The sequence below is a fragment of the Alphaproteobacteria bacterium genome, assembly GCA_019635875.1.
Taxonomy (GTDB): Bacteria; Pseudomonadota; Alphaproteobacteria; order Reyranellales; family Reyranellaceae; genus JAFAZJ01.
On the sequence record JAHBYP010000003.1, the window covers coordinates 257,941 to 271,442 of the forward strand.

11 protein-coding genes are annotated in these 13,502 nt (G+C 68.5%); 10 read left to right on the forward strand and 1 reads right to left on the reverse strand.

Annotated features, from left to right (window positions below):
• Positions 1 to 4: 4 nt before the first annotated feature.
• The 10 genes from boxB to KF889_12590 all read left to right on the forward strand — a co-directional run bounded on the left by boxB (position 5) and on the right by KF889_12590 (position 9,627).
• On the forward strand, positions 5 to 1,423 hold the full coding sequence (boxB, locus tag KF889_12545) for a benzoyl-CoA 2,3-epoxidase subunit BoxB (GenBank protein MBX3500268.1): 1,419 nt from the start codon (positions 5 to 7) through the stop codon (positions 1,421 to 1,423).
• Between the two features lie 43 nt (positions 1,424 to 1,466).
• Positions 1,467 to 1,712 (forward strand): addiction module protein, encoded by a 246-nt coding sequence (locus tag KF889_12550; GenBank protein ID MBX3500269.1) that lies wholly within the window; start codon positions 1,467 to 1,469, stop codon positions 1,710 to 1,712.
• Positions 1,713 to 1,718: 6 nt separating this feature from the next.
• On the forward strand, positions 1,719 to 2,060 hold the full coding sequence (locus KF889_12555; GenBank protein ID MBX3500270.1) for a type II toxin-antitoxin system RelE/ParE family toxin: 342 nt from the start codon (positions 1,719 to 1,721) through the stop codon (positions 2,058 to 2,060).
• A complete protein-coding gene (locus KF889_12560; protein MBX3500271.1) occupies positions 2,060 to 2,416 on the forward strand; it encodes a hydroxyisourate hydrolase in 357 nt (118 codons plus the stop codon). Before KF889_12555 ends, KF889_12560 begins: the two co-directional genes overlap by 1 nt.
• Before the next feature lie 55 nt (positions 2,417 to 2,471).
• A complete protein-coding gene (locus tag KF889_12565; protein ID MBX3500272.1) occupies positions 2,472 to 3,440 on the forward strand; it encodes a tripartite tricarboxylate transporter substrate binding protein in 969 nt (322 codons plus the stop codon).
• A 38-nt stretch (positions 3,441 to 3,478) separates the two neighbouring features.
• The gene (locus KF889_12570) at positions 3,479 to 3,709 is read left to right on the forward strand and encodes an addiction module protein (protein MBX3500273.1); all 231 of its coding nucleotides are present in this window, start codon (positions 3,479 to 3,481) and stop codon (positions 3,707 to 3,709) included.
• A 322-nt stretch (positions 3,710 to 4,031) separates the two neighbouring features.
• Positions 4,032 to 5,594 (forward strand): benzoate-CoA ligase family protein, encoded by a 1,563-nt coding sequence (locus KF889_12575; protein ID MBX3500274.1) that lies wholly within the window; start codon positions 4,032 to 4,034, stop codon positions 5,592 to 5,594.
• 116 nt (positions 5,595 to 5,710) lie between these two features.
• Positions 5,711 to 6,115: a cupin domain-containing protein gene (locus KF889_12580; protein MBX3500275.1), complete on the forward strand. Its 405-nt coding sequence runs from the start codon at positions 5,711 to 5,713 to the stop codon at positions 6,113 to 6,115.
• Between the two features lie 328 nt (positions 6,116 to 6,443).
• Positions 6,444 to 8,267: an adenylate/guanylate cyclase domain-containing protein gene (locus KF889_12585; protein MBX3500276.1), complete on the forward strand. Its 1,824-nt coding sequence runs from the start codon at positions 6,444 to 6,446 to the stop codon at positions 8,265 to 8,267.
• 118 nt (positions 8,268 to 8,385) lie between these two features.
• Positions 8,386 to 9,627, forward strand: a complete 1,242-nt coding sequence (locus tag KF889_12590; protein ID MBX3500277.1) for an amidohydrolase family protein — start codon at positions 8,386 to 8,388, stop codon at positions 9,625 to 9,627.
• Positions 9,628 to 9,824: 197 nt separating this feature from the next.
• Here the strand turns inward: KF889_12590 and putA are convergent, their stop codons facing one another.
• A complete protein-coding gene (gene putA / locus KF889_12595; GenBank protein MBX3500278.1) occupies positions 9,825 to 13,436 on the reverse strand; it encodes a trifunctional transcriptional regulator/proline dehydrogenase/L-glutamate gamma-semialdehyde dehydrogenase in 3,612 nt (1,203 codons plus the stop codon).
• Positions 13,437 to 13,502: the final 66 nt, after the last annotated feature.

Genomic DNA, 13,502 nt, shown 5'->3' on the forward strand with positions numbered 1-13,502 from the left:
CAGCATGTCCATCGACTACAGCGAACGCATCCCCAACAACGTCGAGCTGTCGAGCGACCGCCGCCTGCAGCGCGCGCTCGAGGCCTGGCAGCCGAACTACCTGCAATGGTGGCGCGACATGGGGCCGGACGGGTCGCTCGACTACGAGGTCTACCTGCGCACCGCGATCTCGACCGACGCCAATGGCTGGGCGCATTTCGGCCACGTGAGGATGCCGGAGTATCGCTGGGGCATCTTCCTCGCCGAGCGCGAGGCCGACCGGCGCATCGCCTTCGGCGACGAGAAGGGCAAGCCGGCCTGGCAGGAAGTGCCCGGCGAGCATCGCGCCACCTTGCGCCGCCTGATCGTCACCCAGGGCGACACCGAGCCGGCCTCGGTCGAGCAGCAGCGCCTGCTCGGCAGGACCGCGCCCTCGCTCTACGATCTGCGCAACCTGTTCCAGGTCAATGTCGAGGAAGGCCGTCACCTCTGGGCGATGGTCTACCTGCTGCACGCCTATTTCGGCCGCGACGGCCGCGAGGAGGCCGAGGAGATGCTGCAGCGCCACTCCGGCGATCCCGACAAGCCGCGCATCCTGGGCGCCTTCAACGAGAAGACGCCGGACTGGCTCAGCTTCTTCATGTTCACCTACTTCACAGACAGAGACGGCAAGTACCAGCTCGCCTCGCTCGCCGAGTCGGGCTTCGATCCGCTGGCGCGCTCCTGCCGCTTCATGCTGACCGAGGAAGCGCACCACATGTTCGTCGGCGAGACCGGCGTCGGCCGCATCATCCAGCGCACCTGCGAGGTGATGAAGGAGCGCAGGGCCGACGACGTGCGCGCGCTGGGCTGCATCGACCTGCCGACGATGCAGAAGTACCTCAACTTCCACTTCTCGGTGTCGCTCGACCTGTTCGGCCAGGAAGCCTCGACCAATGCCGCCAACTACTACACGGCCGGGCTGAAGGGCCGCTATCTCGAGACGCGCATCGACGACGACCACCTTCTCGCCGGCGCGCAGTACGGCATCCTCGGCCTCGACGGCGGCGCCGTGGTCGAGCGTCCGGTGCCGGCGCTCAGCGCGCTCAACGAGCGCCTGCGCCAGGACTACATCGACGACTGCACCAAGGGCGTGTTGCGCTGGAACAAGATCATCGAGCGCGCCGGCATCGATTTCGAGATGACGCTGCCGCATCGCGGCTTCAACCGCCGCATCGGCGGCTTCGCCGGCGCGCGCGTCTCGCCCGACGGCAAGGTGATCGACGAGGCGACGTGGAAGGCCAACGAAAGCAAGTGGCTGCCCAGCGACGAGGATCGCGCCTACGTCACCTCGCTGATGGGCCCGGCCGTCACCGAGCCCGGCAAGTTCGCCAACTGGATCGCCCCGCCGGCCCGTGGCATCAACAACCAGCCGGCCGATTTCGAGTACGTGCGGTTCAACTGATGAGGCCGAAAGCGCTATCCTGAGCCGTCATCGGAGGACGACCATGGACATCCGATCGCTCGATATCTCGCAGCTCACCCGCCAGGAGCAGCTCGACCTGATCGAGCGCCTGTGGGAGGCCATCGACGCCGCGGGAGGCGTGCCACCGCCGTCCGGGAACTGGCCGCAGGAGCCGGAGGCATTCCTTGACGCTCTGGAGCGCGAAGTCGAGGAGCACGAACGCGATCCCGACTCGTCATTGCCGTGGGAGGAAGTCCGCGAAGAACTTCGCTCGAAACGCCGCACCTGACGTCGGATGACCTATCGCCTTGTCATTCGAAGGGCCGCCCGTGCCAACGTCGTGGGTGCGCGAACTTGGTACGGCCAAGCCTCAGATAGCGTTCGCGAGCGGTTTCTGGACAGTCTCGACCGCGCATTCGAGGCCGTGCTTGCAGCGCCTGAGCGTTGGCCGATTGCTCGCGGTCACATCCGACGCATCTCGCTTGGAGGTTTTCCCTACACGATTTACTACGCGATCCGTCGAAACGATATCGTCGTCGTCGCCGTCATGCATCACCGACGCGATCCGCTCGTCTGGCGTCGGCGTGTCGGCTTGAACGAAGCGGCTGCCCGGTATGCCGAAACGGGAGCGGCCTAGTGGCTGCCGGCGGCATCTCGATCCATGTCTTCGACGTCTCGCGCGGCGTGGCCGCTTCGGGGCTGCGGGTCGAGTTGCGCGGGCCCGATGGCGGGTTGCTGGCCGATGGCGCGGTTGGCGCCAGCGGCGCGCTCGATCATCCCACCGTGCGTGGTGAAGGACTCACCGCAACTGGCGCCTACGAGGCGCTGTTCCATGTCGGCGACTGGTACCGCGCGCAAGGCATCGCCCTGCCCCGCCCGGCCTTCCTCGAGATCGTGCCCTATCGCTTTGGCGTCGCCGACCTGACGCAGCATTATCATCTGCCGCTGAAGATGACGCCCTGGGGCTTCTCCCTTTTCCGGGGTGGTGCGTGAGGCGCGGCATGCCCATTGCTTGGTCACGCCTCGTCCAAACGCGAGGGGAGAAATCATGATCGCACGCAGGCATTTCGTGGGCATGGCCGCCGGCCTGGCGCTGGCCGGCCCGGCAGCGGCGCAGGCTCCGTGGCCCAGCCGTCCGGTAAAGCTCATCGTCACCTTTCCGCCCGGCGGCGCGTCGGACGCCGCGGCGCGCGTCATCGCCGGCCCGCTGTCGGAGAAGCTCGGCCAGACGGTGATCGTCGACAACAAGCCTGGCGGCGGCACGACCATCGGCGCCAACGTCGTGCTGCAGGCCAAGGACGAGTTCCACACGCTGATGCTCAGCAACAGCGCGCCGATCTCGATCGCGCCCTACCTGTTCGACAAGCCGCCCTACGACCCGATCAAGGATTTCGCGCATGTCGTCTATATCGGCTCGGTGGCCAACGCCTTCGTCGTGCGCCCCGCGGTGCCGGCCAAGACCATGCCGGAGCTGATCGCCTGGATCAAAGGCCAGGGCAAGGCGGTGCCCTTCGGCTCGGGCGGCCAGGGCTCGATCGGCCATATCATCGGCGAGATGTTCAAGGGCGAGCTCGGGCTCAACATGGAGCATATCGGCTATCGCGGCGCCGCGCCGATGTTCCAGGACATGATGGCCGGCCAGCTCGACTTCGCCGTGGTGACGCTCACCGAAGTGCTGCCGCTGGCCAAGGACGGCAAATTGCGCATGATCGCGCTGACCTCGACGCAGAAGGCGCCCAGCGCCCCGGATGTGCCGCTGGTCACCGATCTCGGCTACCCCAAGCTGGTGGCCGAGAACTTCGTCGGCATCTCCGCGCCGGCGGGCTTCGCCGCGGCGGCGCAGGACAAGCTCCACAAGGCGATGAGCGCGGTGCTGGGCGACGCCAAGCTGGTCGAACGCCTGAGCGATCTCGGCTTCGTCACCAAGCCGATGAGCCCGGCCGAGTTCACGGCGTTCGTCGCCAACCAGGTGAAAACTTTCCAGGCCCCGGTGAAGGCCTCGGGCGCTAAGCTGTAGAATGAAAAGATGGGGAAACGCCCAGCGGAGGAGGCAGCATGGACATCCGCACCATCGATACTTCCCGTCTGACGGTGGCGGAAAGGCTCGATTTGACCGATCGGCTTTGGGCAAGCATCGAGGACGAGCGGGCTCCCGCGGCCAATGGCCAGGAACCACCCGAGCTCATCGCCGAGTTGCGTCGTCGGCTGGCGGCGCACGAGCGCGATCCATCGTCGGCGATCCCCTTGGAGGAGGCCTTCAGGCGTCTCCGTCGTCGACGAGCCTGAGATGGACATACGGATCGATCCCGCCGCACTGGGCGATACACAGGCGGCGTCGGATTGGTAGGAGGCGCACCAACCCGACCTGGGTGAAACGTTCGAGCAGCTGTTGCGGGAACGCTTCGTCGAGCTTGCGGCGTCACCTGACCGATACCCCATCGTGGTCGACGGGCTGCGTAGAGCACGCGTAGTTGGATATCCTTGTTCGATCTACTACCGTGCGGACCGAACTACCCTCGTGATTCTCGGAGTGCATCATCACAGCCGTCACGAGGATCGTTGGAAATCCCGCCTCGGCCTGTCCGAGGCCAAACGGGCTTTTGTCGCGATGACCTCATCAGCATCCAGCATCTCCATTGACGTGAGCGGCGACAAGCCGCGGCTCGCTTTCCCTGCCGCGTTCAACGTCGCCGTTCCCTTCATCGACCGCCACATCGGCGAAGGCCGTGGCGAGAAGCTGGCGATCCGCACCCTGGGCGAGGACGTCACCTACGCCCAGCTCGCCGAACGCGTGAACCGCGCCGGCAACGCGCTGCTGGCGCTCGGGCTGAAGCCGGGCGACCGCCTGATGATGGTGGTCAAGGACTGCCCGGCGTTCTTCTACCTGTTCTGGGGGGCGATCAAGGCGGGCATCGTGCCGGTGCCGCCCAACACGCTGCTGCGCGCCGCCGACTACGCCTATCTGTTCGAGGATTCGGGCTGCGGCCTGGTCGTCTATTCGCAGGAGTTCGCTGGCGAGATCGAGCCGGCGCTGAAGCAGGTGCCGGTCAAGGCGCTGACCGTCGATGCGTTCCTCCAGAAGCTGGCGTCGGCCTCGCCGCAGCTCGACGCACGGCCGGCGGCGGCGACCGACGACTGCTTCTGGCTCTACTCCTCCGGCTCGACCGGGCGGCCCAAGGGTGCCGTCCACCTGCAGCGCGACATGGTCGTCACCAGCGAGCTCTACGGCGTGCGCGTGCTCGGCGTTCGCGAAAGCGACGTGTCGTTTTCCGCCGCCAAGCTGTTCTTCGCCTACGGCCTGGGCAACGGCATGACCTTCCCGTTGTGGACCGGCGGCACGGCGATCCTCGACGACCGCCGCCCGACGCCCGACACGACCTTCGAGATCATCGAGCGCTTCAAGCCGACGCTGTACTACGGCGTGCCCGCGCTCTATGCCGCGCAGCTGGTGGCACTCGACAAGGCCAAGCGCGATTTCTCCAGCGTGCGCGCCTGCGTCTCGGCCGGCGAGGCGCTGCCGGCGGAGATCTTCCGGCGCTGGCAGGAGAAGACCGGCACGGTGATCCTCGACGGCATCGGCTCGACCGAGGCGCTGCACATCTTCATCGCCAACAGCCTCGCCGATCACCGCCCCGGCACCTCGGGCAGGCCGGTGCCCGGCTACGAGGCGCGCATCCTCGACGAGCACCGCAAGCCGGTGCCGCAGGGCGAGAGCGGCCGGCTGTGGATCCGCGCCGATTCGGCGGCGAAGTACTACTGGAACAAGCCGGAGAAGACCGCCGAGACCATGGTCGAGGGATGGCTCAACACCGGCGACACCTATCGGCAGGACGCCGACGGCTACTACATCTACGACGGCCGCAGCGACGACATGCTGAAGGTCGGCGGCATCTGGTGCTCGCCGGTCGAGATCGAGAACTGCCTGATCGGCCACGCCGCGGTGCTCGAGGCGGCCATCGTCGGCCACGCCGACGAGAACCAGCTGGTGAAGCCCAAGGCCTTCGTCGTGCTCAAGCCCGGCCAGAGCGCGGGCACGGTGTTGACTGATGAGTTGATGAGCCTCTGCCGCTCGACACTCGCGCCCTACAAGTATCCGCGCTGGGTCGAGTACGTGCCCGAGCTGCCCAAGACCGCGACCGGCAAGATCCAGCGCTTCAAGTTGCGCGCCTGAGCCGGCATCTCCGCTGTCATTTCGAGCGCAGCGAGGAATCCAGCGACGGCAACTGGATTCCTCGCTACGCTCGGAATGACAGAGCAGCGAGGGAGCGGCCGATGAAACCCAGGATCATGCGCGCCGGAGACCGCAAGACGTCCAAGGCGGAGGCGGCGAACTTCGTGGGATCGGTGATGTCCGATCCGGTGTGGGCGCCCGAAGGCCCGTCGAAGCTGCGCGCCTCGCGCGTCACCTTCATGCCCGGCGGCCGCACCAACTGGCATCAGCACGCCGTCGGCCAGGTGCTCTACGTGCTGTCCGGCATCGGGCGCTACCAGCTGGAGGGCCAGCCCGTGCAGGAGATCCGGCCCGGCGACACCGTGGTGATCCCGCCCAACGCGCGGCACTGGCACGGCTCGGCGCCCGACACCATGATGTGCCATCTCGCCATGTCGGAGACCGACGAGAAAGGCCAGGCCACGACGTGGCACGAGCCGGTGAGCGACGCCGACTACGGCAAGGCGCCGGCAACGGGGTGATGCAGCCTTCCAGGCAGGTCAATCGCGTAGCGCCATTCGCGACAGCCCTGGCCTCCAGGAATAGCGGAATTCCGATGGATTTCGATCTTGTGCTGCGCGACGTGCGGTTGGTCGAGAGCAAGGCCGACCAGCCGACCACCGACATCGGCGTCACGGACGGCCGCATCGCGGCGACCGCGCGGGCTCGGCGGCCGCGCCAGGGAAGACGTCGAAGGCGGCGGCCGGCTGGTCTGCTCGGGCTTTGTCGAGCGCTGGGTCGAATACGTGCCCGAGCCGCCCGAGACCGCAGCGGGCGAGATCCAGCGCTTCAGGTTGCGGATCCAGGCGCATGACCGAGGATACCCCGCCACCTTCGGGCTGGCCGATCGCGCGGCTGCTGCCTGCCCTCCTCCTCAGCCTGATCTTCGTGGCGATGGCCCCGGTGATCGGCATCGCCTGGTACGCCGCCGACAGCAACCAGGCCGACGCGGCGCGCGATCGCCGTCAGCTCATGCTCGATCTGATCGCGCGACGTCTGCAGACCCACCTGGAGCCCGTGCGAGCCCAGCTCGCCTACCTCAGCCAGGCCATCGAAGGCGGCGAGATCGATTTCGACAATCCCGATCAGTGGCGCAGCTTCGCCCTGGGGGCGCTTGCCGCCGCACCGCAGGCGGTCGGCTACCTGGTCTTTCCGGTGGAGGGGCAGCCGACGCTCTTCACGCGGGCCGACCGCAGCGTGCGCCCGGAGCCGCGCGAGAACGTTCCTCAGGCGGCCGATGTCATGGCGCGTGCGCGCGGCATGTCGGGACCGGGCTGGGTCGAGCCGGTCTGGTCAGACGTCGTGGGCGAGCCCATCCTTCCCATCGTCGTGCCGATCCGGGTCCGTGGCGAGTTCAGAGGATTCATCGCCGCTGCGATCGGAACCTCGGACCTGTCGCGTTTCCTCAAGGAGCTCGATATCAGCGGCGAGCGCAAGCCGTTCATCCTGGTGGGCCGCGAAAGCGTACTGGCGCATCCTCATCTCGGCGAGCAAGCGGGCAGCGCCGAGCAGCACGACCGCCGCCGGCTCTCGACTCTCGGCGAGGTGAACGATCCGGTCCTGGCCTCGATCTGGGCGCCCGACGCCAATCCGCTGCCCGGCTTCGTCGGCGCCCGGTCGGTGGCCGGGCACTGGAACTGGGTCGGCGACCGCAGCTTCGCCTGGCACTATCGCCCGATCGACGACTACGCTCCGGCCCGGCTGATCATCGGCTACCACGAAGCCGGCCGCGAAAGCGCCCGTGCCCGCTGGATCGTGCGCGGCATCCTGATCGCCGGTGGCCTGCTGATGGTGCTGACGGGCGCCGCGGCGATCCTACTCGGCAGGCGACTTGCCAACCCGATCCTGGCACTGGCCGACGCCGCGCGATCGGTCGAGCGGCTGGAACTCGACCGCGTCCCGGCACTCGCGAACAGCCGGGTGCGCGAGGTCAACCTGGCGAATCGCGCCTTCGAGCGCATGGCACGCGGCCTGCGCCTGTCCGCCACCTATCTGCCGCGCGCGCTCGTCGCGCGGCTGACCGCACGGCAGGGCGGGTTGCCGGCCAGCGAGGACCGCAGCCTCACCGTGATGTTCTGCGACCTCGAAGGCTATACGAGCTATTCGCGGGGCCGTCCCGCGGCGGAAGCAGCCGCCTATCTCAACGACCTGCTGGCGAGAGTGGGGCCGGCCATCGAGGCGTGCGGCGGCACCATTGACAAGTACATGGGTGACGGGCTGATGGCGTTCTGGGGAGCACCCGAGCCCACGACCGACCACGCCCGCGCCGCGTGCCTCGGCGCACTTGCGGTGGCGGCGGAAGTCGACGCGTTCAACCGCGAACGCCGTGCGCGCGGAGGTGTCGCCTGCCGCATGCGGATCGGCCTGCACACCGGAACGGTCATGGTGGGCAATGTCGGTTTCGCGGGCCGCATCGACTACACCGCGGTCGGCGAGGCGGTGAACGTCGCCGCCCGACTGGAGCAGTTCGGCAAGGTCGCGCCGCGATCGGCGGATGTCACCATCGTCGTCAGCGCCGCGTGCTCCGCAGCCAGCGGCGACGAGTTCCGGCGCGCGCCGCTGGACGGCAAGCCGGCCGACATCCCATCCGAGGGCGTGATGCCCCTTACTCTCCTGCTCGGTCGCTTGATGTAGCCTGGCAGATCGCCCGAGGCACCGACCACCAGCTCGCTCACCTGTCGGCAAACTTCCTACAAAAGCGGTGCGATCTGGTGCAGCATCCCTGCCGCCTTCAATAAGAGCGGCGCTTCCGATGAATTTCGATCTTGTGCTGCGCGACGTGCGGCTGGCCGAGAGCAAGGCCGACCAGCCGACCACCGACATCGGCGTCACGGACGGCCGCATCGCGGCGATCGCGCGCGGGCTCGGCGGCCGCGCCGGGGAAGTGGTCGAGGGCGGCGGCAGGCTGGTCTGCTCGGGCTTTGTCGACACCCACATCCATCTCGACAAGTCGTGCATTCTCGCGCGTTGCGAATGCTCGGGCGGGCGCCATCCGCATCGCGCGATGGAGCGCGTGTCGGCGGTCAAGCACAGCTTCACCGTCGAGGATGTGATCGAGCGCGCCTCGGGCACCATCGAGAAGTGCATCGGCCACGGCACCACGCGCATGCGAACCCATGTCGAGGTCGATCCCAAGGTCGGCCTGCGCGGCTTCGACGGCGTGAAGACGCTGATCGACCGGTACAAGTGGGCGATCGACCTCGAGATCTGCGTCATGCCCCAGGAAGGCCTGACCAACAATCCCGGCACCGACGAGCTGATGCTCGCCGCGCTGCAGAACGGCGCCACAATCGTCGGCGCGGCACCGAACTACGACACCGATCGCGCGGCGCAGATCCGTCGCGTCTTCGAGATGGCGCGCGAATTCGACGTCGACATCGACATGCATCTCGACAGCGGCGCCTCGGCCGAGGAACTCGACACCCTGCTGGTCTGCGATCTCACCGAGAAGCACCGATGGGGCGGCCGTGTCGCCGTCGGCCATGTCGGCAAGCTCTCGACCATGCCGCAGAAGGATCTCGACAGGGTCGCCAGGCGCATGGCCGATACCGGCGTGGCCGCCACCGTGCTGACGGCGACCGATCTCTATCTCGGCGGCCGCCATACCGACCACAACGTGCCGCGCAACGTGGTCGACCTCAATCGTCTCACCGAGCTCGGTGTCACCTGCTCGGTGGGCTCCAACAGCATCCTCAACCCGTTCACGCCCTTCGGCGATGGCCAGCTGCTGCGCCAGATCAACATGCAGGCGATCGTCACCGCGCGCGGCAACGACGACGAGGTCAAGGCGCTGTGGGACATGACCACCTCGGCCGCGGCGCGGCTCATGCGCCAGGACGACTATGGCATCGCCGTCGGCAATCCGGCCGATCTCGTGATGCTCGACGCGAGCGATGCCGTCACGGCGCTGCGCACCGTCGCGCCCGTGCTGGCCGCCTTCAAGCGCGGCCGCCGCACCGTGACGCGCGAACCCGTGCGATTGCACAGGCCGTAGGAACAGACAGTTGCTGTCATCCCGAGCGTAGCGAGGGTCTTCCTTCTCCCCGCGCAGGCGGGGAGAAGGTGCCGAGCGCCAGCGAGGCGGATGAGGGGCTTCCTCGCGCAACGACAGATGCCGTTGCCGTCGAGACATCGCCAAGCCCCTCATCCGCCCTTCGGGCACCTTCTCCCCGCCTGCGCGGGGAGAAGGGTCTACAGCGACACCAGGCTCGCGTTGCCGCCGGCCGCGGCGGTGTTGACGCTGACCGACCGCTCCCGCACCAGCTGCTCGATCGCGCATCCGGCGGCGTTGCCGAGATAGAGCGGGATGATCCTGCCCTCGCGCGCCGCGATGCGGCGTGCGAGACCGCGGCCGGCGTCATCCATGACCTCGATCAGGGCCGCATCGCAATCGGGCAGCGTGTCGTCCGGCACGACGTCGACGCACTGGCGCAGATCGGCCGGCAGCCTCGAGAAGGCGGCGAAGGTGCTCCGCCACACGATGGCGACATTGCCGGTCGACAGAGCCGCGCCGATCTGGGCCGCCAGCCCCTCTTTCGATCCGGCGGCGCACAGCACGCGCCCCCTGGCGGCGATCGAGTAGGTATTCCGCTCGCCCACCGGCCCGCGCAGCACGCTCGAATGGCCGAGCGGCGAGGTTCGCGCGAACGCCTCGCACAGCTCGGCCGCGGCAACGCCCTCTTTGCGCAGGAACTCGGCCCAGCGCAGCGCGGCCGCCGGCGCCGTTCCCTGTATCGGCGTGCCGGGATGCCCCGACAGCAACCGGTAGAGATAGAGCGGCCCACCCGCCTTCGGTCCGGTGCCGGACAGGCCGTGGCCGCCGAACGGCTGCACGCCGACGACGGCGCCGATCAGGTTGCGGTTCACGTAGATGTTGCCGGCTTCGATGCCCTCCACCGCGTGCTCGATCGTCTCGTCGATGCGGCTGTGCACGCCGAAGGTCAGGCCGTAGCCGGTCGCGTTGATCTCGCCGATCAGCCTGTCGAGGTCGCGGCGGCGATAGCGCAGCACGTGCAGCACCGGCCCGAAGACCTCGTCCTTCAACGCCGAGATCGAGCCGATCTCGATCAGCGTCGGCGCGACGAAGATGCCGTGCGCGCAGGCATCCGACAGCACCGCCTGTTCGACGGCATGACCCGCCGCGCGCATCGCCCCGATATGCCTGACGATCCCCGCCTTCGCCGCCTCGGTGATCACCGGCCCGACATCGCTCGACAGCCGGTCCGACGGGCCGACGGAGATCTCGCGCAGCGCCCCCCTGAGCATCGCCAGCACGCGCTCGGCGATATCGTCCTGCAGGCACAGCACGCGCAGCGCCGAGCAGCGCTGGCCGGCCGAGTCGAAGGCCGACTGGACGACGTCCTGGACGACCTGCTCGGGCAAGGCCGATGAGTCGACGATCAGCGCGTTCTGCCCGCCGGTCTCGGCGATCAGCGGGACGGGCGCGCCATCGGGGTTCGCGCGCCGGGCGATCTCGCGCTGGATCAGCCGCGCGACCTGCGTCGAGCCGGTAAACACCACGCCGCGAACGCCGGGTTCCGCCACCAGCGCCGCGCCGACATCGCCCTCGCCCGGCATCAGCTGAAGCACCGCGTCGGGTACGCCCGCCTCGTGCAGGATGCGCACCGCGGCGATCGCCGTGAGCGGCGTCTCCTCGGCCGGCTTGGCGATCACCGCGTTGCCGGCGGCCAGGGCCGCGGCGACCTGGCCGGTAAAGATCGCCAGCGGAAAGTTCCACGGGCTGATGCAGACGACGACGCCCAGCGGCCTGTGCGTGCCGTTGGCGAAGCGCTCGCGCACCTCGACGGCGTAGTAGCGCAGGAAATCCACGGCCTCGCGAACCTCGCCCACGGCGTTGGCCAGCGTCTTGCCGGCTTCGCGGACGATGACGTCGAGCAGCGACGGCATGCGCGCTTCCATGAGATCGGCGGCCCGTTCGAGTCGTTCGGCGCGTGCCGAGGGCGGCAGCGTGGACCAGACGGCGAGGCCGTCGGTCGCGCGCGCCACGGCAGTGGTGGCGGCGGACGGGTAGGCCTGTGCGACAAAGCCGACGCAATCGCGCCGATCAGACGGATTGAGCACGGCCTGACTTTCTCCAACTCCCCGTCCGCGGAGCGAGGAGTCCTCGGCCGGGAGATGGCGGGCCAGGTCCTCCAGCACGGACTCGTCGGAGAGGTCGAGGCCGATCGAATTGCGCCGCGCCGGCATGAACAGCGCCGCCGGCTCGACGATCCTGTCGTGCGGACGGCCCGGCGGCTCGAGCGCCCGTGCCGCGGCGACCGGGTCGACCAGCAACGCCTCGACCGGGATTTTCGGATTGGCCAGCTGGTTGACGAAGGAGGAGTTGGCGCCGTTCTCGAGCAGGCGGCGCACGAGGTAGGCCAGCAGGCTCTCATGCGTGCCCACCGGCGCGTAGATGCGGCAGGGCCGGTTGAGCTTGGCGCGCGGCACGACCTCCTCGTAGAGCGGCTCGCCCATGCCGTGGAGGCACTGGAACTCGTATTGCCCCTGGTAGTAGCTGTGGCCCGCCATGGCGTGGATGGTCGCCAGGGTGAGCGCGTTGTGGGTCGCGAACTGGGGAAAGACCGCATCGGCCGCGCCCAGCATGGTCCGGGCGCAGGCGATATAGGCGACATCGGTGTGGACCTTGCGGGTATAGACCGGGTAGCCGGGAAGACCATCGAGCTGCGCGCGCTTGATCTCGCTGTCCCAGTAGGCGCCCTTGACCAGGCGGAGCATCAGCCGATGGCGCGACCGCCGCGCCAGGTCGATGAGGTAGTCGATCACGAACGGCGCGCGCTTCTGGTAGGCCTGGACGACGAAGCCGATGCCGTCCCAGCGCGCCAGGCCGGGCTCGAAGCACAGCGCCTCGAGCATCTCCAGCGACAGATCCAGGCGGTCGGCCTCCTCGGCGTCGATGTTGAGCCCGATGTCGTAGCGCCGCGCCAGCAGCGCCAGCGCCCGCAGGCGCGGCAGGAGCTCGCCAAGGACACGATGGCGCTGCGCGCGCGCGTAGCGCGGATGCAGGGCCGACAGCTTGATCGAAATGCCCGGGCCTTCGTGGATGCCGCGGCCTTGCGACGCCGCGCCGATCGCGTGGATGGCCGCCTCGTAGGCACCATGGTAGCGCTCCGCCTCGGCGGCGGTGACCGCCGCCTCGCCCAGCATGTCGTAGGAGAAGCGGAAGCCGCGCTCCTCCATCCTGATGGCCCGCTCGAGCGCCTCGCCGATGGTCTCGCCGGCGACAAACTGCTCGCCCAGCATGCGCATGGACAGATCGACCGCCTTGCGGATCAGCGGCTCGCCGCCCCTCGCGATGAGACCGACCAGGGCGGTCGCGAAGGTGCGCTCGTTGGCCGTCTTGGTCAGCCGCCCGGTCACTACGAGCCCCCAGGTGGCGGCGTTGACGAAAAGCGAGGGACTCTGGCCAACATGCGAGCGCCAGTCGCCGCCGCCGATCTTGTCGCGGATCAGCGCGTCGCGGGTGTCGGCATCGGGAATGCGCAGCAACGCCTCCGCCAGGCACATCAGCGCGATGCCTTCGTCCGTCGACAGCGCATACTCCTGCATCAGGCTTTCGACGCCGCCGGCCGGCTCGTCGGCGCGCAGCGCCTCGATCAGCCGCCGCGCCACCGCCCGCGCACCCTCCATCGTCTCGGGAGGAAGCGCCGCGCGCTCGATGAGCGGCGGCACGCATCGCGGCTCGGCCGTGCGATAGGCGGCCCTGATCCGCTGGCGCAGTTCGCCGCCGGGCGCCCTGTCGGCGCGGAAGTCGGCGAAGGCGGTGGCGCTCACCGTGCCAATCCCGCCCTGTCATCCGAAACGTCGCAAACATCCGCTTCGAACATTGGGATTTCCTCTCTTTTCGAC

Coding starts and splice junctions, on each gene's coding strand:
- boxB (MBX3500268.1), top strand. CDS start 5: ATGTCCATCGACTACAGCGAACGCATCCCCAACAACGTCGAGCTGTCG.
- KF889_12550 (MBX3500269.1), top strand. CDS start 1,467: ATGGACATCCGATCGCTCGATATCTCGCAGCTCACCCGCCAGGAGCAG.
- KF889_12555 (MBX3500270.1), top strand. CDS start 1,719: ATGACCTATCGCCTTGTCATTCGAAGGGCCGCCCGTGCCAACGTCGTG.
- KF889_12565 (MBX3500272.1), top strand. CDS start 2,472: ATGATCGCACGCAGGCATTTCGTGGGCATGGCCGCCGGCCTGGCGCTG.
- KF889_12570 (MBX3500273.1), top strand. CDS start 3,479: ATGGACATCCGCACCATCGATACTTCCCGTCTGACGGTGGCGGAAAGG.
- KF889_12575 (MBX3500274.1), top strand. CDS start 4,032: ATGACCTCATCAGCATCCAGCATCTCCATTGACGTGAGCGGCGACAAG.
- KF889_12580 (MBX3500275.1), top strand. CDS start 5,711: ATGCGCGCCGGAGACCGCAAGACGTCCAAGGCGGAGGCGGCGAACTTC.
- KF889_12585 (MBX3500276.1), top strand. CDS start 6,444: ATGACCGAGGATACCCCGCCACCTTCGGGCTGGCCGATCGCGCGGCTG.
- KF889_12590 (MBX3500277.1), top strand. CDS start 8,386: ATGAATTTCGATCTTGTGCTGCGCGACGTGCGGCTGGCCGAGAGCAAG.